Origin of the sequence: Ramlibacter sp., from assembly GCF_041916345.1 — a bacterium.
In the GTDB taxonomy this organism is placed as follows: Bacteria; Pseudomonadota; Gammaproteobacteria; order Burkholderiales; family Burkholderiaceae_C; genus Ramlibacter.
Genome location: NZ_JAYRZR010000021.1, coordinates 1 through 24,412 on the forward strand (window position 1 = coordinate 1; position 24,412 = coordinate 24,412).

The following is a 24,412-nucleotide window of genomic DNA, read 5'->3' on the forward strand; positions in this document are numbered from 1 at the left end:
TGGCCGCCGCGCTGCTGGCGGTGTGGCTGGCCGACCCGCTGCCGCTGCGCAAGCTGCGCCTGGCCCAGTTCGACCAGTTCCAGCGCTGGCACCCGCGCCCCGCGCCGGCCGAGCCGGTGCCCGTGATCGACATCGACGAAGCCGCGCTGGCCGCGCATGGCCAGTGGCCCTGGCCGCGCCCTCGGGTGGCCGAGCTGCTGGCGCGCCTGCACGAGGCGGGCGCGCGCGTGATCGCCTTCGATGTGCTGCTGGCCGAGCCGGACCGCACCTCGCCCGCGGCGATGGCCCGGCTGTGGGCGGTGCCCGAGGTGCAGGCGGCGCTGGCCCGCCTGCCGGATCACGACGCGGCGCTCGCAGCAGCCATCGCTGGCCGGCCCGTGGTGCTGGGCGCGAGCCTGTCTTCGGCATCGGCCCCCGCCGCGGCGGCCAGTGCGCCTGCGGTGGCGCACCGCGTGGTGGGGCAGGGCGGCGACCCGCTGGCCTGGCTGCCCGGCTTCGACAGCGCCACCTGGCCCTTGCGCCCGTTCTCGCAAGCGGCCGCCGGCATCGGCGCGCTCAACCTCGCGGCGGATGACGACGGCGTGGTGCGGCGTGTGCCGCTGCTGCTGCGCCTGGGCGGGCAGGTGCAGCCCGGGCTGGCCGTGGAGACGCTGCGCGTGGCGGCCGGTGAAAGCAACCTGGTGGCCGTGGTCGCGCCCGGCGGCCTGGATGCGGTGCGCATCGGCCGCCTCACCTTGCCGGCCAATGCGCGCGGCGAGTTCTGGCTGCACTACGGCGAAGACGATCCTCGGCGATTCATCTCCGCCGCGCAGGTGCTGGCCGGGCAGCTGCCGCCCCGGGCCCTGGCCGGCCGGGTGGTGCTGGTGGGGTCCTCCGCCGCCGGCCTGATGGACCTGCGGGCCAGCCCGCGCGGGGACCTGATGCCGGGCGTGCTGGCGCATGCCACGGCGCTGGAGCAGGCGCTGACGGGCCACTACCTTCGCCGCCCGCCCTGGGCCACGGCGCTGGAGGCGCTGCTGCTGATGGCAGGGTGCATCGCGGTCGGCGCGGTGGCCTTGTCGTTCTCCGTGCGCTGGGCGGCGCTGGCCGCGCTTGCGGGCGTGGCCGCTGCGGGCGCGGGTGCATGGCTGGCCTTCACCCGCGCCGGCGTGCTGATCGACGCCGTGCAGCCCGCGCTGGCCATCGTCGTCGCCTTCATCGCCGCCAGCGGCACCCACCACTGGCTGACCGAGCGGCGCCAGCGCTTCCTGCGCGAGGCATTCGCGCGCTACGTGTCGCCCAATCGCGTGGCGGACCTGGTGGCGCACCCCGAGCGGCTGCACCTGGGCGGCCAGCGGCAGGCCTGCAGCTTCGTCTTCACCGATCTGGCCGGCTTCACCCGCATGATGGAGACGGGCGACCCGGCCCGCGCCGTGGCGCTGCTGAACGAGTACCTGGACGGCATGCTGGACATCGTGTTCCGGCATGAGGGCACGCTGGACCGCATCGTGGGCGATGCCATCGCGGTGCTGTTCTCCGCCCCGGTGCCGCAGGCGGACCATCGCCAGCGCGCGCTCGACTGCGCGCTGGCCCTCGACGCCTTCGCGCAGAGCCATGCGAAGCGCCTGCGCGCGCAGGGCATCGCCTGGGGCGACACGCGCATCGGCGTGCACACGGGGACCGTGATCGTGGGCAACTTCGGCGGCTCCCGCCTGTTCGACTACCGCGCGCTGGGCGACCCGGTGAACACCACCGCGCGGCTGGAAACGGCGAACAAGCAACTGGGCACGCGGGTGTGTGTCTCGGCCGACGTGCTGGCGGGTTGCAGCGGCGTAGCCACCCGCCCCATCGGCCGCGTGCTGCTGCAGGGCAAGCAGCAGGCCGTGGCCGTGGCCACGCCGGAGGCCGCGCTGGACGTGGCGGCCTGCGCGCCGGCCGATGAATACGGCCAGGCGTTCGCGCTTCTGCAGGCGCAGGACGCGGCCGATGCGCCATCGGCCCACCCCGTGGCCCTGGCGCGCTTCGAGGCCCTGGCGGCGCGGTATCCGGCGGATCCGCTGGTGGCGCTGCACCTGGCCCGCCTGCGCGCGGGTGGGGCGGGGGATCTGGTGGTGATGGCGGGGAAGTGACGGCGTGGCGATACGACAGCGCTGGCGGAGCGATCGCCTGAACAGAAGTGCGTCTCCGTGGCCAGTGGTCTATGGCGCCCTTCGAGCCTGCCTCTCCGAATTCGGCACCGAGGACCCCTACGGTCAGGGTGACTTCTGGCTGGTGGATGATGACTACGGCGGGACCACACAAAAGATCTGCGTCCACCACAGAGACTTCCTCACTCCCGCGCTGATACCAGCGATCCAGGCGCTGCTGGCCGAGCACTCTGGCTGGCGCGTTCTGATTCAGTTCGAGTTTCCGATCTCGGGCGTCATCCCCAACTCAAGCGGCATCGTCATCCGGAGCGATTGCGTCGAGCCACACTGGGAGGTGCGTCATCACCAGGACATCGCGGCGCGCCTTGGCCTTTAGACGGTGAATCGGCCGTCGTCAGCTACCTCACCAACGGCCTGGGCCAGCGCGTCTTCCGAAGCGAGCCGACCGCGGAGCAGACCCTGCCGAACCAGGACACCCTGGGCACGGACTTCATCACCTGGCTGAAAAGCAGTTCGGCTGGCTGTTCACCCAGGCGGCGGCCAACACCAGCATCGGCACGGCCTACGTGTACTCGGATGCAGGGGTCATCCCCAGCTGGGCCCTCCTGGGCGAATACGACAACGGCAGCGCCGCGGGCAAGGGCAGAACCGAATACATCTGGCTGCCCACCGAAGACGGCCAGGCCATCCCGGTGGGGATCCTGCGCAACGGCAAGCTCTTCAGCATCCACCCGGACCACCTGGGCACGCCGCGGGTGATGAAGAACGAGCAGAACGAGGTGGTGTGGCAGTGGCCCTACAGCGGGTTCGGCCACAACAAGCCCACGGGAGTATTGAAGGCCACGCCGAATCCGAATGCAGCGATCACGAATCAGCCGGTGCTGCTGAAGGCCACAGCGGCGACCGAGCTGAACCTGCGATTCCCGGGGCAGTATGCCGAGGATGCGGGCGGGGTGGTGTACAACTACTTCCGCAACTATGACCCGAGGGTGGGGAGGTATACGCAGAGCGATCCGATTGGGTTGCATGATGGGGCGAATGGCTACATCTACGCCCACAAGAATCCCCTGAGCTATGTGGATCCGTACGGCCTGTTCGGCATGGCGGATATGCCGTTGGCGCCGCGGTGGGCGGAAGACTTCGGCGGGGGGCTCGGTGATGTATTGACCTTCGGGATTACTGGTGCCATGCGAGATCAGTTTGACATTGGAAGCGTGGATAGGTGTTCCAACGCGTACACGGCAGGTGAAGTAGCAGGCGTTGTTGCGAGTATCGCGACTGGCTTCGTTGGAGGGACCAAGGCGGTTGCGAAGGCGTCGAGCCCGAACAATTGGGCTAACTTCTCGCATTCGGGGACGCCTGCGAGTTGGAATCGCGGTAGCCGATGGAGCAGGACGGGCAATCGAGCAAACGGCGACTACATCCCCACGACTGGCAAGCGGCCAGATCTCCACGACTTCATGGACGCAACTGCTGCGGGTGTTGGCGGGAAATACCCGACGTGGCCCGCGTGGCGAAGAGCGCCGAACCGTGTGCCATACACGCCTGGGGCTGCCATGTACGGAGCGGCGTCTGCAGCCATGCAAAGTTGTGAGTGCGGAAGATGAATCTAGACATTGACATGCTCGCTAAGGCCGTGCTCTCGGCCAGTAGGAAGGGGCTGCTTCGAAGGAAGCCGATCTTCGAGCTTTACGCCACGACTTCCCCCGATGAATTGAGCAAACTCGAGGAAGAAATTGGAACTCCGATACCCAGTCATCTTCGCACGTGGCTCCTCGTGGTTGGCTACGGCGACATCGATGAACAGTTGAGCTTCCGAAGAGACTGGTTCGCACGTATCGAGAGTGGCCAGCTGAAGGGGAGTGCTCGATTCGCGGAGGATATTCTGGGCAACTTCTACGCCTTCGACTCTGGCGGGCGCATCTTCTACCTTTGCCGATCCGAGCCTGTCTTTGCGGAGATCTCGAAGGATTTCTTGGAGTTTGTTGACGAGCTGGCTCGTCGTGACTACAAGCTTGTGGATTGGGTTAGTGCCTTAGAAACTCAGAAATATGAGTGGTAAGGAGAGAACCTGGGCTTGTCTGAAATTTCGTGTCCGAGGCGCCTGTCGACGGCAAATCGGCCGTAGTCAACTACCTCACCGTGATCTCCACCCGCCGGTTCCTCGGCTCCGCCGTGTTCTCCGGCGTGGGCACCAGCAGGTTGCGGGCGCCGTGCGACTCCACCGAGATCACGGCTTCAGAGAGGCCCTGGCCGCGCAGGAGTTGCGTCACCGCATTGGCGCGCTGCAGGCCCAGGGCCTCGTTGGCTTCCGGGCGGCCTTGCGTATCCGTGTGGCCGATGACCGAGAGGTCGGCCGCCGCGCGGGCACGGGCACGCTCCACGATGCGCGGCAGCAGGGCCTTGGATTCGGCGGTGAGCTCGGCGCCGCCGGGCTCGAAGTACAGCAGGAACTGCTCAGGCGGCTGGGGCTTGGCGGCCAGCGCGGCGCCGAAGTCGCGCTGCACCTGCTCGCGCGGCACGGGGTAGGGCGGCCGGCCGCCGTCGAGGTCGCTGCCCTGCAGGGGCTGCGTCAGCGTCTGGCGGCCTTTCTGGCCCTCTACCGTGACCTGGCCGACCTTGCCTTGCGCGTCGGGCAGCAGGACGACGTAGGACGGGGGCTGCTTGGCGGCGCAGCCGGCCAGCAGCGCAGTGGCCAGCAGCCACCAGGCGGGTGAGCGCGGCTTCGCGGGCGATGGGGTGCTGTTTGCAAGGCCCTGGATCCCCGCCTGCGCGGGGATGACGTGGTTGGGGATGACGGAGTCGGAGATGACGGCGTCAGCGGTCGAATCGCGATGGCTCACTTCTCCACCTCCACCTTGGCCGCGAACTCGGTGCCGCGCACGCCGATGATGCCGCTGGGCGTCTTGACCTTGACCGCTTCGGGCTGCAGGCGGGCGATCACGCCCGACACGTAGTTGAGGGTGCCGCGGGTGAGCGTGGCCAGCAGGCCCAGCTTGCCCTGCGCGGGGGCGTAGGCGTATTCGTCCAGGGTGAACGTGGTGTCCGGGCCCAGGGCCAGCAGGGTGTTGTCGATGCAGGTGATGCCGACCGACGCGCCCGGCTGGGTGCGCACGGTGCTGCCCGCCAGCACGGGCGTGCCGGGGCGGGCCGCCACCCGCTGGCCGCCGGTGGTGATGAACACTTCCCCGGTCACCGTCTTCACGTAGCCAACCGGTTGTGCGGCGAGGGCGGGCGCAGGCGTGGCGGCCACGGGTGCCGAAGCAGCGCCAGCGGGCGCGCTCACGGCCGAAGCCGCGGTGGCGGGCACAGGGGCCGTCTGCGCCTGGGCCGAGACGCCGGCGAGGGTTGCGCAAGTGATCAAGGCCGTCAGCCAGGCTGGCGGGGGCAGCGCACGCGGCACCGCGGGGGTGACTGGATCCATCATCCGGGCATGGTGCCATGGCTGACGCGGCGCGCAGGCCTGGGCGTCAGAAATTTCACACGCACGGGGGCGCCACGCCGGGCGGCGGGTCATTGGCAGGCGGCCCGTTGCCGGCACGGCCTTATCATCCCGACGAAATGCCGGGTCAGCGCCTTCGCGCGGCCCCATCCCCCTCACAGGAAAGAGACGACCATGGACGCCCTGCAGACCCTCAAAGCCACCGACATGTTCCGCAACGTGCCAGACGAAGAGCTGGCCAAGGTGGCCGAGCTGTGCAAGGAAGTCAGCTTCAACAAGGGCGACGTGATCATGGAAGAGGGCAGCGAGGGCCTGTGCCTCTACGTCATCCCCGAGGGCCTGGTCAGCATCGACGTGCGCGTGGGCGACGGCATCTACCGCCAGCGCGCCTATGAGGTGACGCAGGGCGACGTCTTCGGCGAGCTCGCCCTGTTCGGCCACAAGCGCACGGCGCGCGTGCGCGCCCAGAGTGATGTGCGCCTGCTGGAGGTGCAGATCGAGCCCTTCCGCCAGCTCATGAAGGAAGTGCCGCGCATCGGCTACTACGTGATGCACAACCTCAGCCGCATCCTGGCCGAGCGCCTGATGATGGCCAACATCACGATGCAGGACGTGATGTCGCGCCACCATATCGTGGGCGAATAAGCGGGGCCGCCGCCCTCACCCCTGGGCTGCCTCCTTGTGCAGCCAGCCCAGGAAGGCCTCCACCGCGGGCCGCTTGGCATGCCGCTGCGGGTACACCGCGAAGTGCGCCTTGACGCGGATGGCCTTGTCCAGGCCGAACACCGCACGCAGCTTGCCATCTGCCAGATGACCGGCCGCATTGGTGGCGCTCTCCAGCGCCACGCCCAGGCCCTGCGTCGCTGCGTCCAGTGACATCTGCGCGCGGTCGAACCGCACCGTGAACCGCTCTGGCGCCCGCAGGCTGGAGAACGCGCCGAACCAGTCGGACCACTGCACCACGCTCACGTTGCTCTGGATCAGCGGCACCTCCAGCAGCTGCTCGATGCGGCGCAGCCGGTGCTCCCGGATGAAGGCGGGGCTGGCGAGCGGCACGATCGATTCGTTGAACAGCGGCTCCACCACCAGATCGCCCCACTGCGGCACGCCGTAGCGGATGTCGATGTCGGCCTGGCCGAGCGCGAAGTCGCTGTGCGTGTGCGCGGCCGAGAGGTTCAGCGCGATGTCGGGGTAGGCCAGCTTGAAGCGGCGCAGGCGCGGCATCAGCCACAGGCTGGCGATGCTGGGCGCCGAGTGCACGTAGAGGCTGTTGGCCACGCCCTTGCGCAGGTCTTCGGTCGCCATCGCAATGGCCGACAGGGCGCCCGACACGCGGCCCAGGTACTGCTCACCCGCAGTGCTCAGGCGCACGCCATGTGCGCTGCGCTCGAAGAGGCGCACACCCAGTTCGGCCTCCAGCCGGGCGATCTGGTGGCTGATCGCCGAGGCGGTGAGGTGCAGCTCGGCGGCGGCCAAGGCAAAGCTGCGGCGCCGGGCCACGGCCTCGAAGGCCAGCAGGTTGGGGGAGGCGGGGATCGTGGGCATGGGGTCAACCCGGACGTCAGATGACAGATCGTCATCTTAGGGTGAAAACACTTCGCTTGTTTTAAACCTGAGCGGCCCGGATCATCCGCCCCGTGCATCCAGCCAGGCCTCTGGGTCCCGCCGGATGCGGTGCCAGAAGGCACCCCACCCATCGCAACCTCACAGACAGGAGACAAGTCATGTTGCTCAAGGACAAGGTCGCCGTGATCACCGGCGGCGCCGGCATCAACGGCCTGGGCTACGCCACTGCGCGCCAGATGGCCGCGCAAGGCGCCCGCGTGGTGATCATCGACCTGGCGCGCGCCGAGCCCGCCGCCGCCGCGGACCGCCTGGGTGCCGGCCACCTGGGCCTGGTCGGCGACGTGACCGACAAGGCGTCTTGCGAGGCGGCCGCGCAGAAGGTGCTGCAGGCCTTCGGCCGCATCGACATCCTGGTCAACAACGCCGGCATCACGCAGCCGGTGAAGACGCTCGAGATCACCGGCGCCGACTACGACCGCATTCTCGACGTCAGCCTGCGCGGCACGCTGTACATGTCGCAAGCCGTGCTGCCCGCCATGAAGCAGCAGCAGGGCGGCTCCATCGTCTGCATCTCCTCCGTGTCCGCGCAGCGCGGCGGCGGCATCTTCGGCGGCCCGCACTACTCGGCGGCCAAGGCCGGCGTGCTGGGCCTGGCGCGCGCCATGGCCCGCGAGTTCGGCATCGACGGCATCCGGGTCAACTGCATCACCCCGGGCCTCATCGAGACCGACATCACGCAGGGCAAGCTGAGCCCCGAGAAGAAGAAGGAAATCGCCGACACCATTCCGCTCAACCGCCTGGGCCGCGCCGACGACGTGGCGGGCGCCTGCGTGTTCCTCGGCAGCGACCTGTCCGCCTACTGCACCGGCGTCACGCTGGATGTGAACGGCGGCATGCTGATCCATTGAGCCCCTGTTCCCACGTTCCTCACCCATCACAAGGAGACAAGACCATGCAACGCCACACGTTCACCCGCACCCTGCTGGCCCTCGCCGCGGCCACCGTGCTGCCCCTCGCTGCCCAGGCCCAGACGGTCAAGCTCACGCTCGGTCACGGCGCCGCACCCGGCAATCCGCGCCATGAGGCCTCGGTGAAGTTCGCCGAGGTGCTGAAGGCCAAGACCGCCGGCCGCATCGAGGTGCAAGTGGCCCCGTCAGCCCAGCTCGGCGACGACGCTGCGATGGTGACCGCGCTGCGCACCGGCGCGCTGGACATGTCCGCCAACTCGCAGGGTGCGGTGGCCAACGCCGTGCCGGAGTACGCGGCCTATGGCATGCCTTTCATGTTCGCTTCGCCGGCCGCCGCGTTCAAGGTGCTGGACGGCCCGCTGGGCAAGGAGCTGGCAGATCGCTCCGCCGACAAGGGCATGGTGCTGCTGGGCACGTGGGACAACGGCATCCGCCACATGACCAACAGCAAGCGGCCCATCACCAAGGTCGAGGACATGAAGGGCCTGAAGATGCGCGTGCCGCCCGATGCCACGCTGGTCGACATCATGAAGTCCCTGGGCGCGGAGTCGCAGCAGATCAAGTTCGCCGAGCTGTACGTGGCGCTGCAGCAGGGCGTGGTCGACGGCCAGGAGAACCCGCTGGTCAACATCCACGCCAGCAAGCTCTACGAGGTGCAGAAGCATCTGGCGCTCACCAGCCACCAGTTCCAGATGACGCCGCTGCTCATGAGCAAGCGCACCTGGGACAAGCTGTCCGAGGCCGACCGCAAGGCGGTGCAGGAAGCCGCGGCCGAGGCGACGGCCCTGCAGCGCCGCCTGTCGCAGGAGGCGGACGACAAGCTGCTGGCCGACCTCAAGGCAAAGGGCGTGCAGGTCACCACGCCGGACCGCGCCGCCTTCGAGAAGGCCACCGCGGACGTGGACGACAAGTGGCTCGCCAGCCCGATCGGCCCGTACCTGAAGAAGGTCATCGCCGCCACGCGCGGCAAGTAAGCCCTGCCGGCCACGCGGGGCCGCCTCTGGCCCCGCCGTTTCATCCCGACCCGGAGAGTCTTCATGTCGCATGCACCGTCGAGCGCCGTCGAGCGCGGGGTGGCGGCCGGCTGCAGCGTGGTGCTGTGGCTGTCGACCGCCGTGATCTTCGTGATCCTGGTGGCCAACACCGTGCTGCGCTATGCCACGGGCTCCAGTCTGCAATGGGCCAATGAGGTCCCGGAGCTGCTGTTCCCGTGGCTGGTCATGGCGGGTGTGGTGCTGGCTTCGCTGCAGGGGGCGCACATCGCCACCACGTTCCTGATGGATGCGGCGCCGCCGCAGGTGCGGCGAATCACCGGCACGGCCAGCTGGCTGGTGGTGGCCGGGATGTACGCCACGCTGGCGGTGGCCACCTTCCGCATGCTGGAGGTGGTGCACGACGAGAAGTCGCCCATCCTCCAACTGCCCGGGTCCGTCACCTATGTCTGCGTGATGGTCGGCATGGGCGTGCTGGCCCTGCTGGCCCTGCAGTCGGCCTGGCGCACGTGGAGCGCGCCGCCAGCGGCGCCCGCGACCGACGAAGTGCCGGTGGCGCACTGGTAGCCCGCCCCATCACAAGGAACCGCCATGAGCGCGCTGATTCTCATCGTCTTCCTGGGTGCGGCCGTCGTGGCCATGCCCATCGCCCACGCCCTGCTGGTGGCGGCGCTGAGCGCGGCCGCCTACTCCGACAAGGTGCCGCTGGATCTGCTGGTGCAGCAGATGGTGGCGCAGGTGCAGAGCTTCCCGCTGATCGCGATCCCGTTCTTCATGCTCACCGGCACCCTCATGATGGGCGGCCGGCTGGGCGTGGCGCTGGTGGGCGTGCTGTCGGCGCTGATCGGCCGCTTCCATGGCGGCCCGGCCCAGGTGGGCGTGCTGTCGTCCACGCTGTTCGGCGGCGTGTCAGGTTCGGCTGTGGCCGACGCGTCGGCCATCGGCTCCCTGCTCATCCCCTGGCACCAGCGCCTGGGCTATCCGGCGGCGTTCTCGGCGGCCACGCTGGCTTCGGCCGCCACGATCGACATCCTGATTCCGCCATCCATCCCGATGATCCTGTTCGCGCTGAGCTCCAACGCGTCCATCGCGTCGCTGTTCGTGGCCGGCGTGCTGCCGGGGCTGCTGATGTGCGGCGGCTTCATGTCGGCCTGCTGGTGGGTCGGCCGGCGCCGCAACTTCCCGCGCGACACCTCGCCTTTCGACCGCGCGGCGTTCCTGCGGCACCTGGCCTATGCCTCCCCGGCGGTGCTGCTGCCGGTGCTGATCATCATCTTCCTGCGCTTCGGCATCGCCACGCCGACCGAGGTGGCCGTGCTGTCGACGCTGTACGCTGGCGTCGTCTCGGCGGTGATCTACCGCGACCTGGGCTGGCGCCGCCTGCATGACGCCGTGGTGCATGCCGGCCTGGCCACGGGCGTGGTGCTGCTGGTGATCATGCCGTCCGCGGCCATCGGCTGGCTGCTGACCTTCGACCAGATGCCGCAGGGCATCGCGGCCTGGGTGCAGGCCAACGTGCACTCGCCGTGGCTGGTGATCCTGCTGATGAACCTGCTGATGCTGTTCCTGGGCATGTTCATCGACCTGCCGGCGGCCGTGCTGCTGCTGACGCCGGTGTTCGTGCCACTGGCCCAGTCCATCGGCATGGACATGACGCAGCTCGGAATCATGATGGTCGTCAACCTGGCCATCGGCCTCTACACCCCACCGGTGGGCACGACGCTGTTAATCACCAGTGCCCTGGCCAAGGTGAAGGTGGGCGAGACCGTGCGCGAGCTCGGGCCGTTCTACCTGGTGGCCTTCGCCGTGCTCTTCCTCGTGTCCTATGTGCCGGCCAGCATCCTGCGTTGAGCCTGGTCACCTCTCATCTTCCAAGGAGTCCGCTTCCATGAACCATTCCCCCGCGACGCCCGCGGCGCTCGCCTCGGCCGCCTGGCGCATCCGCCGCTTCGCCCTCCGCATGGGCGAAGTGCAGGGCCAGGGCTACATCGGCCAGGCGCTCGGCTGGGCCGACGTGCTGGCCGTGGCCTATCGCCACGCGCTGCAGCTGCGCCCCGCCGAGCCCGAGTGGGAGGGCCGTGACCGCTTCCTGCTCTCGCACGGCCACTACGCCATCGCGCACTACGCCGCGCTGATCGAGGCCGGCGTGATCCCCGAGAGCGAGCTGGAGACCTACGGCAGCGACGACAGCCGTCTGCCCATGTCGGGCATGGCCACCTACACCCCGGGCATGGAGATCTCCGGCGGCTCGCTGGGCCAGGGCCTGGCCATTGCCGTGGGCATGGCGCTGGGCCTGAAGCAGAAGAAGAACCCGGCCTTCATCTACAACTCCATGTCCGACGGCGAGCTCGACGAGGGGGCCACCTGGGAGGCCGCCATGGGCGCGGCGCACCATCGCCTGGACAACCTGATCTGCCTGGTGGACGTGAACAACCAGCAGGCTGATGGCCCCTCCAGCAAGGTGCTGGGCTTCGAGCCCCTGGCCGACAAGTGGGCGGCCTTCGGCTGGCACGTGCAGCGCGTGGACGGCAATGACCTGCCGGCGGTGCGGGCCGCGTTCGATGCGGCGCGCACGCTGGCGGATGCGAAGCCGCGCGTCATCCTCTTCGACACGCTCATGGGCAAGGGCGTGCCCTTCCTGGAGCAGCGCGAGAAGAACCACTTCATCCGCGTCGATCCGCCCGAGTGGCAGCAGGCCCTCGCCATCCTGGACCAGAACCGTCCCACCGAAGGAGCCCCCGCATGAACACGGCCGTCGCAGACAAGAAGCCCCGCCTCACCACCTCGGCGATGATCGCCTCCATCGCTTCCGAAGGGCAGCGGGTGAAGGCCGCGCCCTTCGGCAAGGCGCTGGTGGAGTACGCGGCAAACCGCCCCGAGGTGGTGGGCCTGACGGCGGACCTCGCCAAGTACACCGATCTGCATCTCTTTGCCCAGGCGTATCCGGAGCGGTTCTTCCAGATGGGCATGGCCGAGCAGTTGCTCATGGCCACGGCCGGCGGCCTGGCCAAGGAGGGGCTGGTGCCATTCGCGACCACCTATGCGGTGTTCGGCACGCGCCGCGCCTATGACTTCATTCACCAGGTGATCGCGGAAGAGAAGCTGAACGTGAAGATCTGTTGCGCGCTGCCCGGCCTGACCACGGGCTACGGCCCCAGCCACCAGGCCACGGAAGACCTGGCCATGATGCGCGCGGTGCCCGGCCTGACCGTCGTCGACCCCTGCGATGCGCTGGACATCGAGCAGGCCGTGCCGCAAATCGCGGCCCACCAGGGCCCGGTGTACATGCGCCTGCTGCGCGGCAACGTGCCGCTGGTGCTGGACGAGATCGAGGGCTACCGCTTCGAGCTGGGCAAGGCCAAGATGCTGCGCGAGGGCAACGAGGTGCTGGTCATTTCCAGCGGCCTGCTCACGATGCGCGCGCTGGAGGTGGCGGCCGACCTCGCGAAGGACCGCATTGGCGTGGCCGTGCTGCACTGCCCCACGATCAAGCCGCTGGATGAGGCGGCCATCGTGGAAGCCGTGCGCTACAAGCACCGCATGGTGGTGGTGGCCGAGAACCACTCGGTGGTGGGGGGCCTGGGGGAGGCGGTGGCCAGCGCGCTGCTGCGACACGGTGTGCAGCCGGCGGGCTTTCACCTCGCAGGCCTGCCCGATGCCTTCCTGGATGCGGGCGCGCTGCCCACGCTGCACGACCGCTACGGCATCAGCCGCGAGGCGCTGGGGGTGCGAGTGCGCCAGTGGCTGGGCTGAGTCGCGCTACCACTGCCCCGTCTCCACCCGGATCGCCACCTCGCAGTCGTCGAAGATCTCCAGCTTGGCGATCCGCACCCGCACGCCCAGCACGCCGGGCAGCTGCATCAGGCGGTGCGCCAGCTTGCCGATCAGCGACTCCAGCAGGTTCACGTGCTCGGCGGTGCACTCGTCGATGATGATGCGGCGCACCTTGCGGTAGTCCAGCACGTGGGTGATGTCGTCGTCGTGCGGCAGCAGCGGCTGGGTGCCCAGGTTCAGTTCCGCGTCCACGCGGATCGGCTGCGGCGCCTGCTTCTCGTGCTCCAGGATGCCCAGGTTGGCGTCGAAGCGCAGGCCTTCCAAGGTGAGGATCTGGGTGCCGGCCTTGCTCATGGTGTCGTCACATCAGGGAGAAATCGCGGTCGAACTTCTGCAGGTGCTGGCCGCCGTCCACCAGCAGCGTGGTGCCGGTGATGGAGGCGTTCTCCAGCGCGAAGCGCACGGTGGCCGTCACGTCGCCCGGCGTGGAGGATCGGCCCAGCGGCGACAGGCGATGCAGCGCCTCGAACTTCTCCTGCGAGAGCATGTGGCTGGTGAGCGTGAGGCCCGGCGCCACGCCCACCACCCGCAGCCGGGGCGCCAGGCCCAGGGCCAGCATCGTGGTGGCGGCCTCCAGTGCGGCCTTCGAGAGCGTGTAGCTCATGAAGTCCGGGTTCTGGTTCCAGAGCTTCTGATCGAGCAGGTTGACCACGGCGCCCTCGCCGTCGCGTGCCGTCACGTGCTCGTGCAGCGCCTGGGCCAGCAGCACCGGTGCGGCGGTGTTGGCCGCGAGATGGCGCCACAGCGAGTCGTGGGTCAGGGTCGCCGCCGTGTCGTGCTCGAACAGCGAGGCATTGTTGACCACGGCATCCACGCGTCCGAAGTGCGCCACCACGCGCGGCAGCAGCGCACGCACCTGGGCTTCATCCGCCAGATCCGCCTGGAAGCCGTGCGCCGCTGCGTGGGCGGCGCACTCGGCCACCGTGGCCGCCGCCTCGTCGGCCGATCCGCGGTAATGCACGGCCACCTGCCAGCCGGCCGCTGCCAGATCGAGCGCGATGGCGCGGCCCAGCCGGCGGGCGGCGCCGGTCACGAGCACGGTGCGAACCGGGGAAGGGGAAGGCATGGGGGACAATCAGCGCGTGATGAAGAAAGCCGGATCCGTTCAGGGCGTGCCCAGTGTAAGCGCGGGTACGCAGCCCGCGCTGCGGCGCCTGCTGGCGCTGGAGATCGCGCGCGCCGGCAGCTGGCTGCCGTTTGACCGTTACATGGCGACGGTGCTGTACGCGCCGGGGCTGGGCTACTACGCCAACGCCTCACGCAAGTTCGGCGCCCTGCCGCAATCCGGCAGCGACTTCGTCACCGCGCCCGAGATGAGCCCGCTCTTCGGCGCGACGCTCGCCGTTTCGGTGGTAGACGCGCTGCGGGCCACCGGCACCACGGAGATGTGGGAGTTCGGCGCCGGCTCCGGCGCGCTGGCGGCGCAGCTGCTTGGCGCGCTGGGCGACACGGTCACGCGCTACACCATCGTCGAGCTGTCCGCGAGCCTGCGTGCGCGCCAGCAGGAGCGGCTGGCCGCCTGGGGCGACCGCGTGCGCTGGGTCGATGCGCTGCCGGATGCGCTGGCCGGCGTGGTGGTGGGCAACGAGGTGCTGGACGCGATGCCGGTGAAGCTGCTCGCACGACTGGGCGGCATCTGGCATGAGCGCGGCGTGACACTGGATGCAGACGGTGCCTTGCACTGGTCGGACCGTCCCACGGACCTGCGCCCGCCGGTGGAGGTGCCCGGCGACCATGACTACCTGACGGAGATCCATCCGCAGGCGCAGGCCTTCATCCGCACCCTGGGCGACCGCCTCACGCAGGGCGCCGCCTTCTTCCTGGACTACGGGTTTCCGGAGGCAGAGTACTACCACCCGCAGCGCCACATGGGTACGCTGATGTGCCATCACGCCCACCAGGCCGACACGGACCCGCTGGCCCTGCCCGGCCAGAAGGACATCACGGCGCACGTCGATTTCACCGGCATCGCCGTCGCCGCGCAGGAGGCGGGGCTGGCGGTGCTGGGCTACACCTCGCAGGCGCGCTTCCTGTTGAACACCGGCATCGCCGAGCGCATGGCCGCGGCGGACCTCCCGGCTCGCACCGCCGCGCTGCGCCTGGTGAACGAGCATGAGATGGGCGAGCTGTTCAAGGTGCTCGCCCTGCACAAGGGCCCCTTCTGGGACGCGCCAGGCTTCCGCGCGGGCGACCGCACGCACACGTTGTGAGGTGGGCATGATCCGCTGGTTCCTCGTCATCCTGCTCGCGCTGATCCTCATCAGCTGGTTCACGCCGCTGCTGCAGAAGCTGGGCTTCGGGCGCCTGCCGGGTGACTTCCGATTCAAGCTGTTCGGCCGCGAGTGGTTCATTCCGTTCACCACCACCATCCTGCTCAGCATGGTGGCGGCGGGTCTCTCGCGGCTGCTCTGAGGAGGGCATGGCGATGCGCGCCTGCGTGGACATCGGTGGCACCAAGGTGGCGGTGAGTCTGTCACCGCAGGCGGGTGAGCCGCTGGTCGGCCGCCGCGTGGAGCCGACGGTCATCGAAGGCGCGCCCGACGCGCTGGCCGGGCAGGTGATCCGCATGGTGGACGAAGCCTGTGCCGAACAGGGCATCGACGCGACGCAGGTGCGCGTGGCGGGTGTCTCGTCCTGCGGACCGTTCGTGCGCGGGAGCGAAGGCCTGGAGCTGGCCGCGCCCAACGTGTGCGGCGGCCTGGCCGGCCCCGCGCGCGGCCTGCCCAACGACTGGTGCTCGGCCCCGCTCGAAGGGCCGCTGCGCCAGCGATTCCAGACCGTGCGCATCGCCAATGACTGCATCGCGGCCCTGCAGGCCGAGCGGCGCTGGGGCGCCCTGCAGGGGCTGGACCACTGCGCGTACGTCACGTGGAGTACCGGCATCGGCATGGGCGTGTGCGTGGATGGCCATGTGCTGCACGGCAAGAACGGCAATGCCGGCCACGGCGGTCACATGTTCGTGAGCGACCACGCGCAGGGCCTGTGCGGCTGCGGCAACGTGGGCGACGTGGAGGGGCTGGTGGCCGGCAATGCCATCGCCCGTCGCTTCGGGCAAGCGGCGGCCGTGCTGCTGGGTCAGGCTGAAGCGGGGGACGCGCAGGCCCTGGCGCAGGTGGACGACCTGTGCCGCGTGCTCGGCCGCGCCCTCTACAACCTGGTGGTCACCCTGGATCTGCAGCGCATCAGCCTGGGTGGCAGCGTCTTCCAGCGCCACCAGTCGCTGCTGCTGCCGCGCCTGGCCGCGCAGATCACGGGGCATCTGCCGGCGCTGACCGAAGGCTTCTCGCTGGTGCCGGCGGGCCTGGGGGATCGGGTCGGCGACTACGCGGCGCTGGCGTTGCTGGATTGAGTGGCAGCCGGGGCGTCCTGCAGCGCCTCGGCCACGGCCCGCACGCGCGCATGGTGGATCTGCCGGCCCACCTCCGGGCCGGTGAGGCCGCGGGCCTGCGCCGCCTGCGCGATGGTGGCCGTGGCCACCGCGCGCGCGGCCTGCAGCGCCTGCAGCAGCCGATCGCGTTGGGGATAGGGCTGCTCCTGGAAGCCGAGGCGGCCGCGCGCATCGCACTCGCAGGCCTGCAGCGCCTGCGCGAAGCGCTGCGGTTTGCGCAAGGCATCGCAGCGCTCCAGCAGGCGCACCACGGCGGCAGGCGCCAGCGTCTCGCTGCGGTGGATGTTGCCGTGCTCGCGCGCCACCACGTCGGCCAGCTCGCGGCAGTCGGTGGGTACACGCAGGCGGTCGCACACGCCCTGCAGCAGGCGGGCGCTGCGCTCCTCGTGGCCGATGTGGCGCGGCAGCACGTCCGCCGGCGTGGTGCCCTTGCCCAGGTCGTGCGTGAGGCAGGCGAAGCGCACTTCCAGCGGCGCTTCGAGGCGTGCGCTCATGTCCAGCACCATCATCAGGTGAACGCCCGTATCCACCTCGGGGTGGTACTCCGCGCGCTGCGGCACGCCCCACAGGCGGTTCACCTCCGGCAGCAGCCGCGCGAGCGCGCCGCACTGGCGCAGCAGCTCGAACATGCGTGAAGGGGTGGGCTCCATCAGCCCGCGCGCGAGTTCCTGCCACACGCGCTCCGGCACCAGCGCATCCACCTCACCGTCCTGCACCATGGCCTGCATCAGCGCCAGCGTCTCGGGCGCGAGCGTGAACTCGCTGAAGCGCGCCGCGAAGCGCGCCACCCGCAGGATGCGCACCGGGTCCTCGCGGAAGGCCTCGGTCACGTGGCGCAGCCGGCGCGCCTGCAGGTCCGCCTGGCCGCCGTAGGGGTCGATGAGGCGGCCCTCGTCATCCTGCGCGATGGCGTTGATGGTGAGGTCGCGCCGGGCCAGATCCTCCTGCAGCGTCACGTCCGGCGCGGTGTGGAACTGGAAGCCGTGGTAGCCACGGCCGGACTTGCGCTCGGTGCGCGCCAGCGCGTATTCCTCGCGCGTCTTCGGATGCAGGAAGACGGGGAAGTCGCGGCCCACCGGCAGGAATCCGGCCGCGATCATGCGGGCTGGCGTGGCCCCCACGACCACCCAGTCGCGGTCGCGCACGGGCAGGCCCAGCAGGGCATCCCGCACCGCGCCACCGACCATGTAGGTTTGCATGGGCGGCAGTGTACGTGGGTCATCCGCTGGCCTGTCGCAGGCCGGCCCACACCTCGCCTGCCTGCACGCTCACGCTGGCGGGCGCGGGCGGATAGGGCAGCCGGCACGTGCCCACGGGCAGCCCGATGGCCGCGAGCATCGCCTTCACCGACATCGCGAACACGCTCGTGTCGCTGTTGACGTAGGCGAACGAGGGCTGCAGCCGGGCGTGCAGGCGGCGGGCCTGCGGCAGATCGCCCGCGTCGAGCGCGGCGGCCAGCTGCTGGAACCACGGGCCCGTCCAGTGCGTGGTGGTGCCCACCAGACCCACGGCGCCGATGGCGAGCAGTGGCAGGGCGAGCGCGTCGTCGCCGGCATACAGGTCCACGGCGTCCCCGGCCTCGGCCAGCAGCGCCGCGGCGCCGGCCACGTCGCCGGTGGCGTCCTTGAAGGCGACCACGTTCGGCACCTCGCGCAGCAGCCGCAGCAGAACGCCGGCATCGATGCGCCGCCCGGTGCGCAGCGGCACGTCGTAGATCATCACCGGCAGCGATGTCGCCTCGGCCACCGCGCGGTAGTGCGCCTCGATGCCGGCCTGTGGCGGCCGCACGTAGGCGGGCGACACCACCAGCACGCCGGCAGCGCCCAGGCCAGCCGCCTCGCGTGTCAGGGCCACCGTCTGTGCCGTGCCGGGGCTGCCGGTGCCCGCGAGCACGGGGACGGTCACCGCCTCGCTCACCGCGCGCACCAGGTCGCGCCACTCGTCATCGGTGAGCGATGAGGCCTCGCCGGTCGTGCCAGCGACCACCAGGCCGTCGTTGCCGCCCTCGGCGGTGAGCCAGCGCGCGAGCCGCCGCGCGGCGTCCAGATCGAGGCGGCCGGCGGCGTCGAACGGCGTCACCATCGCGCTCATCACGCGGCCCCAATGGCGCGGCGGGCGCAGGCCGCGCGGAGTGTCGGCGCGGGCGCTCACCGCGTGGTCCGGTAAGGCTCCTCGAAATCCAGGAAGTCTTTCTCGGCCAGCGCGTCGGCCACCCAGGCCTGCACGCCGGGCAGCGCGCACACGCGGCGGATGTAGTCGGTGATGTGCCCCGGCACGGGCAGGCCGTAGTTCTTGAGGCGGAAGCACACCGGCGCGAAGTACGCGTCCGCTATGCTGAAGCGGCCGAACAGCAGCGGCCCGCCCGGGCCGGCCTCGCCCTGGTGCTGCTCCAGCAGCTCCGACCACATGCCCACCAGCCGCTGCACTTCGGCGCGCACGCCCGGCTGGTCCCGCCAGACCAGCGCACCGATGTGCGGCAGCGAGGCCTCGATGTTCATCGGGCAGTGGCTGCGCAGCGCGGAGAAGCCGGCGTGCATCTCGGCGCACACGCTGCGGGCCCGCGCGCGGGCCTGGGCATCACGCGGCCACAGGGCGTGCTCCGGAAAGCGCTCGGCCAGGTACTCGGCGATGGCCAGCGTGTCCCACACCGCGAAGCCGTCATCCACCAGCACCGGCACGCGGCCGGCGGGGTTGACCTTCAGCACATCCTGCTTGAACTGCGAGTCGGCGCTGAAGGCGTCGAAGCGCAGCAGCCGCTCGGTGAAGGGGATGCCCGCCTGCTTCATCAGCACCCAGGGGCGCATGGACCAGGACGAGTAGTTCTTGTTGCCGATGTAGAGGGTGATCATCGCGGTTCCTTGCTGTCGATGGCCGCGATCCTAGGGCCGGCCGCGCATCGCATTGATGCAAAAAAGCCGGTCGATTGATGTGGCGCGATCAGTCGATCCGGCGGAACCACAGCACCGAGAGGGTGCCGGCGGCCGCCATCAGCAGCGCGGCGACCAGCGCCAGCAGGGGCGCCACCTCCGTCTCGCGCGTGACCACCTGCATGCTGGAGCCCAGCCCCTGGTACACCCCGCGCAGCGCTTCGGCGGTGGCGGCGTGGTGATACTCGCCGCCGGTCATGCGCGCCACCTCGCGCAGCGTCGGCTCGTCGAGCTGCAGGTAGTAGGCCAGGCCGTCCATGCCGGAGGCATAGCCGTCCACCGTGCCCAGGCCGATGACATAGATCTTCACGCCGCGGTCGGCCGCCATCTTGGCCGCCTCCAGCGTGTCCACGCCGGTGGTGCGCCGGCCGTCGGTGAGCAGGATGATCGCTGCAGACGGGTGCGAGCCCGGCGCCACCGGCGTGATCTGCTTGGGCGGCGGCTTCACCTTGTCGTCGAGGCTGCGGCCCTGCTTGCGGGCGTTGCCGAAGGTCATGTCGCCCACGTCGATGCCGTGGTCGGGGAACAACTCGGCCAGGCTCATGACGATGGCGTTGCCCACGGCGGTGCCGCGCTGCATCTGGAAGCCGTCGATGGCGGCCACCAGCGGCTCCCGCTCGCGCGTGGCGCGCTGCGCCACCTGGGTGCTGCCGGCGAAGGTGACGAGGCCCACCTCGATGTGGCGCGGCAGGTCCTTCAGGAACAGCTTGGCCGCGTCCTGGGCGGCGACTAGGCGCGTGGGCTTGACGTCGCTCACGCGCATGCTGAGCGAGATGTCCATGGCCAGGATGACGGTGGTCCGCGCCCACGGCAGCGATACGCGGGCCACCGGCCGGGCTGCGGCCAGCAGGCCGACCAGCAGGGCCAGCAGCAGCAGCGCCGGCGGCACATGCCGCCGCCAGGCGCGGCCCTGGGCGGCCGCGCGCACCACGCCCAGGCTGCTGAAGCGCACCGCCGGCCGGCGCCGCCGCAGCAGCCAGACATAGACCACCGGCAGCAGTGCCGCCAGCGGCAGCAGCCAGAGGTAGTGCGGCCACAGGAAGAACATCAGGCAAGCCCCCGGATGCGGCCCGGCGGGCCGCTGGTGCGCCGGGCCGGGCGACCCTGACGCGCTGGAACATCGTGCCCCGGTTGAGCAGCCTTGACAACCGACCGCGCGTTCAGCCCGCAGTTCCGGCGGGTTACTTGCGTCGCCCCCGTCACTCCCGCGGAGGCGACGGAAGCCCCGTCATTCCCGCGCAGGCGGGAATCCAGGAGATCGTTGCGAGCCGAAGCCCCCCTGGGCCCCCGCCTGCGCGGGGGCGACGAACGTTCAGGGGATGTCGCGGTTCGGCTCGGGCGCGGCGGTGTCGCGCGGGCCCACGGTGCCCAGGCGGGCCTTCAGCGACTGCGGCTGGCCGGTGAGCATGGCGGCATAGACGGTGGTGTTGGCCAGCACCTTCTTCACGTAGTCTCGCGTCTCGTTGAAGGGGATGGTCTCCGCCCACGCGGCGGCTTCCATCGGCGGGCCGTTGCGCCAGTTGCGGGGCCGTCCCGGCCCGGCGTTGTAGGCGGCGGCGGCCAGCGGCATGGAGCCGGTGAAGTCGTCCAGCACCAGCTTCAGGTACCCGGTGCCGATGGCAATGTTGGTGTCACGGTCGTTGAGCTGGTCGATGGTGAAGCCGTTCAGCCCGATGCGCTTGGCTGTCCAGCGTGCGGTGGCCGGCATCACCTGCATGAGGCCCGAGGCACCCACGTGCGACCGTGCATCCATGATGAAGCGGCTCTCCTGCCGGATCAGGCCGTAGACATAGGCCGGGTCCAGCCCGATCTCGCGTGCGCGGCGCACCACGGCATCGCGGAAGGGCGTGGGAAAGCGCTGCTCGGCGTCGAACTCGCCGCGGGTGCGGTCACTGGTGTTGATGCAGCGGTCCCACACCTCGCGATCGCAGGCGAACTGTGCGGCGGCCAGCAGCTCGCGGTCGCCCATGCCACCGGGGCGGTGCAGGTTGGTGGTGTAGTTCCACTCGCGCACGCCATCCGGCCGCAGGCCGATGAGGATGGCGTAGATGGCGCGGTTCAGGCCGGGGTTGAGCCGCGCGGCCTCCTTCTCGGCCTCGGTCAGCGGCGCCGGGCGGGGCGGCACGGTCACCTTCTGGCCCAGCTCCTCCAGCGCGAGCTGCTCGTAGAAGCCGCGTGGCGAGGCGATGGATTGCAGCAGGCGCTGCGCCTCGGCCTTCTGGCTCTCGGCCGCCGGCGTGGCGAGCAGGGCGCGCGCCTTCCAGTAGACCCAGGCCGGATCCTGCCGGCCTTCCTCGCTCATGGCGTTCACCGCCTCCAGGATCGCCTGCCAGCCGGGCGTGCGGCCGCCGCGCAGGGCGGCGCGCACCTTCCAGGCCAGCAGGTCGTCGCTCAGGTGGCTGTCGCGGCCGACCCGGGCGAAGTAGCCGGCGGCCTCCGGCTGCAGGCGCAACGCCGCCTGCTTGCCGATCACGCCCCACACCCAGTCGCGTTCCTCCGGGCCGAGCTGGCCGCCCCAGCGATGTTCCAGCTGGCTGGCCGCCGCCTCGGGGTCGGAGGTGGCGAGCTTGATCAGGGCCAGGCCCACCATCTCGCGGCGCAGGCGCGAGCCGGCCAGGCCCTTGGCGGCGAGGAACTTCGAGGGGTTGGCGTTCACCTCCGCCAGCAGGGGCAGGGCGTCGGGGTTGATGATCTCCAGGGCACCGGCGGCCGCGCGCGGACGGTTCGCCTCCATCGCCTGGCGCGCCTTGCGCCACGCGTCGCCCACCGTCAGGCGATGGGGGAAGTGGCGGTCGCCGATCACGCGGCTGGCTGCGTGGGTGCAGCCGTCTTCCGCCTCGCGCAGCGACAGCCAGAGCTTGCGCACCTCCTCGGCCAGGGTCGGCGGCGACTGCGGGCCCTCGCGCAGGTACTGCACCAACAGGGCATAGCAGCGCACCTCGCGGTCGTCGTTCATGCGGTAGCGCGGGTGCTCCTGGGCGAAGGTCGTCCAGTCGCGCCGCTGGCCCAGCAGCTGCAGCCAGTCGTTGCGCAGGCGGTCCTCCTGGTAGGTGCCGGCGTAGCGGTTGAAGAAGTCCTGCACTTCGGCCGGGGTGGCCGTGTCCAGCCGGGCCCGCAGCTCCCAGTAGGCGGCCCAGGGCTCCAGCGCATGGCCGCGGGCGGCCGGCAGCAGCTGGGCGAGGCGCGCCTTGTTGCCCTGCCGGAAGGCGTCGCGCATCTCCAGCAGCACGTCGTCCTTCGGCTGGGCGAACGCTGCCGTGGCCAGCAGCAGCGCGAAGGATGCCAGAATGGTTCTCGAAACGGTCATCGGGGAATTATGGACAGGACGGAAGAGAAACGCGCCTTGCGCAAGCGCCTGATCGAACAACGCCTGAACATGGCGGATCGACTACACCGGTCCGATCTCTTGCAGCAGGTCATGCGCATCTGGCTGGTGGGACGGCCCGACACGGTGATCGGCGCCTACTGGCCGATCAAGGGCGAGTTCGATCCCCTGCCGGCCCTGCACCGCTGGAAGGAAGACGGCGAACTGCTCGATTCGCCGCAGATGCGCCGCATCGGCCTGCCGGTGGTGGACAAGCTGCACGGCACCCTGACCTTCCATGCCTGGTTCCCCGGCTGCCCGATGGAGGAAGACGCCTACGGCATCCCCAAGCCCAAGGACACCGAGATCATCGTGCCCACGCTGCTGTTCGTGCCCTGCGTGGGCTATACGCCGGGGGGCTACCGGCTGGGTTATGGCGGCGGCTTCTATGACCGCACGCTCGCCGCCCTGCGGCCCAAGCCCTACACCGTGGGCCTGGGTTTCGCCAACGGCCTGCTGCCCGGCCTGGAGCCCGAGCCGCATGACGTGCAGCTGGATGCCCTGCTCAATGAGCTGGGCGTGGTGTGGCCGGTGTCGCTGGACGAGGATTGAGCGGGGGGCTCAGATCAGCGCCGCCGGGTTCTCCCCGCGCTCGTAGACCACGTTGGCGCGGCCCACGATCAGCGGGTCGAGCTGGCCGATCTGGCCAGCGTCCTTGTTGCGGTAGGGCAGCTTGTGCAGCACGTAGCGCATGGCGTTCAGCCGCGCGCGCTTCTTGCAGTCGCTCTTGATCACCGTCCACGGCGAGTCGGCGGTGTCGGTCTCGAAGAACATGGCCTCCTTGGCGCGGGTGTAGTCGTCCCACTTGTCCAGCGAGGCCATGTCGATCGGGCTCAGCTTCCACTGCTTGAGCGGGTGCACGCCGCGCTCCTTGAAGCGGCGCTGCTGCTCCTTGCGGCTGACGCTGAACCAGAACTTGATCAGGTGCACGCCGCTGCGCACGAGGTGGCGCTCGAACTCCGGCGCCTGGCGCATGAACTCCTGGTATTCCTCTTCCGAGCAGAAGCCCATGACGCGCTCCACGCCGGCGCGGTTGTACCAGGAGCGGTCGAACAGCACGATCTCGCCGTTCGTGGGCAGGTGCTGCACGTAGCGCTGGAAGTACCACTGGCCGCGCTCCACGTCGGTGGGTTTCTCCAGCGCCACCACGCGCGCACCGCGCGGGTTGAGGTGCTCCATGAAGCGCTTGATGGTGCCGCCCTTGCCGGCGGCGTCGCGGCCCTCGAAGAGGATGACCACGCGCTGGCCTGTCTCCTTCACCCAGGCCTGCAGCTTCAGCAGCTCCACCTGCAGGCGGAACTTCTCGCGTTCGTAGGTGGAGCGGCGCAGCAGGTTCAGATAGGGATAGCCGCCCTGCCGCCAGCCGGGGGCGAGCTGCTCGTCGGGGTCGGGCTTGTCGGCAGGTGCAGGGGTGCCGCCGGCGCGCAGGGCCTGCACCAGGGCGGCCCGGTCATCGGCGGAGGCGCCTTCCAGCAGGTTGCGCAAGGCGGCGGCACGCTCGGCCACACCGGTGTCCGTGGTGCCGACCACCTGCAGGGCGGCGCCGATCAGCTCGGTGCGGGCCTGGCTGATGGCGTTGTCGGCCACGAAGCGCTCGATGGCGGCCTGGGCCTTGCCCGGCGTCACGTCGCCCTTGGCGGCGCGCATCACGCGATCGCTCGCCGGCGCGCGGGACGCCCGCTTGCGCGCCGCCGGCTTGCGGGCGGCGGGTGCCGTGGCGGGTGCCGGCGCGGGGGGCGCTTGCTCGGTGTCGCGCCGCGCGCGGGCTTCACGGGCCAGTGGGTTCATGCGGGTGGGCCTCCAGA

Annotated in this window: 26 protein-coding genes; 15 read left to right on the forward strand and 11 right to left on the reverse strand. The window is 70.1% G+C overall.

What is annotated here, in order from left to right:
* The 4 genes from ACE3T5_RS08025 to ACE3T5_RS08040 form a co-directional block, all read left to right on the forward strand.
* Positions 1-2,108 (forward strand): CHASE2 domain-containing protein (locus tag ACE3T5_RS08025; RefSeq protein ID WP_374666291.1); only part of this gene is annotated, 2,108 nt, incomplete at its 5' end.
* A gap of 64 nt (positions 2,109-2,172) precedes the next feature.
* On the forward strand, positions 2,173-2,502 hold the full coding sequence (locus tag ACE3T5_RS08030; protein WP_374666293.1) for a hypothetical protein: 330 nt from the start codon (positions 2,173-2,175) through the stop codon (positions 2,500-2,502).
* Positions 2,503-2,692: 190 nt separating this feature from the next.
* On the forward strand, positions 2,693-3,733 hold the full coding sequence (locus tag ACE3T5_RS08035) for an RHS repeat-associated core domain-containing protein (RefSeq protein ID WP_374666295.1): 1,041 nt from the start codon (positions 2,693-2,695) through the stop codon (positions 3,731-3,733).
* Entirely contained in the window at positions 3,730-4,188 is a 459-nt protein-coding gene (locus ACE3T5_RS08040; RefSeq protein WP_374666297.1) for an SMI1/KNR4 family protein, read from the forward strand. Before ACE3T5_RS08035 ends, ACE3T5_RS08040 begins: the two co-directional genes overlap by 4 nt.
* Before the next feature lie 70 nt (positions 4,189-4,258).
* On the opposite strand, the gene ACE3T5_RS08045 is transcribed toward ACE3T5_RS08040, so the two are convergent.
* Both ACE3T5_RS08045 and ACE3T5_RS08050 read right to left on the reverse strand, forming a co-directional pair.
* Positions 4,259-4,969, reverse strand: coding sequence for an OmpA family protein (locus ACE3T5_RS08045; RefSeq protein ID WP_374666299.1), 711 nt, complete (start codon positions 4,967-4,969; stop codon positions 4,259-4,261).
* Positions 4,966-5,550 (reverse strand): FecR domain-containing protein, encoded by a 585-nt coding sequence (locus ACE3T5_RS08050; RefSeq protein ID WP_374666301.1) that lies wholly within the window; start codon positions 5,548-5,550, stop codon positions 4,966-4,968. Before ACE3T5_RS08050 ends, ACE3T5_RS08045 begins: the two co-directional genes overlap by 4 nt.
* 192 nt (positions 5,551-5,742) lie before the next feature.
* On the opposite strand from ACE3T5_RS08050, the gene ACE3T5_RS08055 reads away from it, so the two are divergent.
* A complete protein-coding gene (locus tag ACE3T5_RS08055; RefSeq protein ID WP_374666303.1) occupies positions 5,743-6,213 on the forward strand; it encodes a Crp/Fnr family transcriptional regulator in 471 nt (156 codons plus the stop codon).
* A 15-nt stretch (positions 6,214-6,228) separates the two neighbouring features.
* Here the strand turns inward: ACE3T5_RS08055 and ACE3T5_RS08060 are convergent, their stop codons facing one another.
* Positions 6,229-7,113 (reverse strand): LysR substrate-binding domain-containing protein, encoded by an 885-nt coding sequence (locus tag ACE3T5_RS08060; RefSeq protein WP_374666305.1) that lies wholly within the window; start codon positions 7,111-7,113, stop codon positions 6,229-6,231.
* A 179-nt stretch (positions 7,114-7,292) separates the two neighbouring features.
* Between ACE3T5_RS08060 and ACE3T5_RS08065 the strand changes: the two genes are divergently transcribed.
* The 6 genes from ACE3T5_RS08065 to ACE3T5_RS08090 all read left to right on the forward strand — a co-directional run bounded on the left by ACE3T5_RS08065 (position 7,293) and on the right by ACE3T5_RS08090 (position 12,847).
* Positions 7,293-8,042, forward strand: coding sequence for an SDR family NAD(P)-dependent oxidoreductase (locus ACE3T5_RS08065; protein ID WP_374666307.1), 750 nt, complete (start codon positions 7,293-7,295; stop codon positions 8,040-8,042).
* Positions 8,043-8,086: 44 nt separating this feature from the next.
* Positions 8,087-9,076 (forward strand): TRAP transporter substrate-binding protein, encoded by a 990-nt coding sequence (locus tag ACE3T5_RS08070; RefSeq protein ID WP_374666309.1) that lies wholly within the window; start codon positions 8,087-8,089, stop codon positions 9,074-9,076.
* Positions 9,077-9,139: 63 nt separating this feature from the next.
* A complete protein-coding gene (locus ACE3T5_RS08075; protein WP_374666311.1) occupies positions 9,140-9,661 on the forward strand; it encodes a TRAP transporter small permease in 522 nt (173 codons plus the stop codon).
* A gap of 24 nt (positions 9,662-9,685) precedes the next feature.
* Positions 9,686-10,945, forward strand: a complete 1,260-nt coding sequence (locus tag ACE3T5_RS08080) for a TRAP transporter large permease (RefSeq protein ID WP_374666313.1) — start codon at positions 9,686-9,688, stop codon at positions 10,943-10,945.
* A 37-nt stretch (positions 10,946-10,982) separates the two neighbouring features.
* On the forward strand, positions 10,983-11,840 hold the full coding sequence (locus tag ACE3T5_RS08085; RefSeq protein ID WP_374666315.1) for a transketolase: 858 nt from the start codon (positions 10,983-10,985) through the stop codon (positions 11,838-11,840).
* The gene (locus ACE3T5_RS08090) at positions 11,837-12,847 is read left to right on the forward strand and encodes a transketolase family protein (protein ID WP_374666317.1); all 1,011 of its coding nucleotides are present in this window, start codon (positions 11,837-11,839) and stop codon (positions 12,845-12,847) included. Before ACE3T5_RS08085 ends, ACE3T5_RS08090 begins: the two co-directional genes overlap by 4 nt.
* Positions 12,848-12,853: 6 nt before the next feature.
* Here the strand turns inward: ACE3T5_RS08090 and ACE3T5_RS08095 are convergent, their stop codons facing one another.
* Positions 12,854-13,222 (reverse strand): dihydroneopterin aldolase, encoded by a 369-nt coding sequence (locus tag ACE3T5_RS08095; RefSeq protein ID WP_374666319.1) that lies wholly within the window; start codon positions 13,220-13,222, stop codon positions 12,854-12,856.
* A gap of 7 nt (positions 13,223-13,229) precedes the next feature.
* The gene (locus ACE3T5_RS08100; RefSeq protein WP_374666321.1) at positions 13,230-13,994 is read right to left on the reverse strand and encodes an SDR family oxidoreductase; all 765 of its coding nucleotides are present in this window, start codon (positions 13,992-13,994) and stop codon (positions 13,230-13,232) included.
* A gap of 19 nt (positions 13,995-14,013) precedes the next feature.
* Between ACE3T5_RS08100 and ACE3T5_RS08105 the strand changes: the two genes are divergently transcribed.
* From ACE3T5_RS08105 to ACE3T5_RS08115, 3 genes are read left to right on the forward strand one after another with little or no spacing between them, the layout of a single operon-like run.
* Positions 14,014-15,138, forward strand: a complete 1,125-nt coding sequence (locus ACE3T5_RS08105; RefSeq protein ID WP_374666323.1) for a class I SAM-dependent methyltransferase — start codon at positions 14,014-14,016, stop codon at positions 15,136-15,138.
* Between the two features lie 7 nt (positions 15,139-15,145).
* The gene (locus ACE3T5_RS08110; protein ID WP_374666325.1) at positions 15,146-15,340 is read left to right on the forward strand and encodes a DUF2905 domain-containing protein; all 195 of its coding nucleotides are present in this window, start codon (positions 15,146-15,148) and stop codon (positions 15,338-15,340) included.
* 13 nt (positions 15,341-15,353) lie between these two features.
* Complete coding sequence (locus tag ACE3T5_RS08115) at positions 15,354-16,277, forward strand: ROK family protein (RefSeq protein WP_374666391.1); 924 nt, start codon at positions 15,354-15,356, stop codon at positions 16,275-16,277.
* On the opposite strand, the gene ACE3T5_RS08120 is transcribed toward ACE3T5_RS08115, so the two are convergent.
* The 5 genes from ACE3T5_RS08120 to ACE3T5_RS08140 all read right to left on the reverse strand — a co-directional run bounded on the left by ACE3T5_RS08120 (position 16,250) and on the right by ACE3T5_RS08140 (position 22,550).
* Positions 16,250-17,515, reverse strand: coding sequence for a multifunctional CCA addition/repair protein (locus ACE3T5_RS08120; RefSeq protein WP_374666327.1), 1,266 nt, complete (start codon positions 17,513-17,515; stop codon positions 16,250-16,252). The two genes, ACE3T5_RS08115 and ACE3T5_RS08120, sit on opposite strands and share 28 nt — an antisense overlap.
* Before the next feature lie 19 nt (positions 17,516-17,534).
* Complete coding sequence (dapA, locus tag ACE3T5_RS08125; protein WP_374666329.1) at positions 17,535-18,407, reverse strand: 4-hydroxy-tetrahydrodipicolinate synthase; 873 nt, start codon at positions 18,405-18,407, stop codon at positions 17,535-17,537.
* Positions 18,408-18,463: 56 nt separating this feature from the next.
* Positions 18,464-19,165 (reverse strand): glutathione S-transferase family protein, encoded by a 702-nt coding sequence (locus ACE3T5_RS08130; RefSeq protein WP_374666331.1) that lies wholly within the window; start codon positions 19,163-19,165, stop codon positions 18,464-18,466.
* Between the two features lie 88 nt (positions 19,166-19,253).
* Positions 19,254-20,291, reverse strand: a complete 1,038-nt coding sequence (locus ACE3T5_RS08135) for a VWA domain-containing protein (RefSeq protein WP_374666333.1) — start codon at positions 20,289-20,291, stop codon at positions 19,254-19,256.
* Between the two features lie 264 nt (positions 20,292-20,555).
* Positions 20,556-22,550, reverse strand: a complete 1,995-nt coding sequence (locus tag ACE3T5_RS08140) for a transglycosylase SLT domain-containing protein (protein WP_374666335.1) — start codon at positions 22,548-22,550, stop codon at positions 20,556-20,558.
* A 9-nt stretch (positions 22,551-22,559) separates the two neighbouring features.
* On the opposite strand from ACE3T5_RS08140, the gene ACE3T5_RS08145 reads away from it, so the two are divergent.
* Positions 22,560-23,159 (forward strand): 5-formyltetrahydrofolate cyclo-ligase, encoded by a 600-nt coding sequence (locus ACE3T5_RS08145; protein WP_374666337.1) that lies wholly within the window; start codon positions 22,560-22,562, stop codon positions 23,157-23,159.
* Between the two features lie 9 nt (positions 23,160-23,168).
* Here the strand turns inward: ACE3T5_RS08145 and ppk2 are convergent, their stop codons facing one another.
* Positions 23,169-24,395, reverse strand: coding sequence for a polyphosphate kinase 2 (ppk2, locus tag ACE3T5_RS08150; protein ID WP_374666339.1), 1,227 nt, complete (start codon positions 24,393-24,395; stop codon positions 23,169-23,171).
* Positions 24,396-24,412 lie beyond the last annotated feature (17 nt).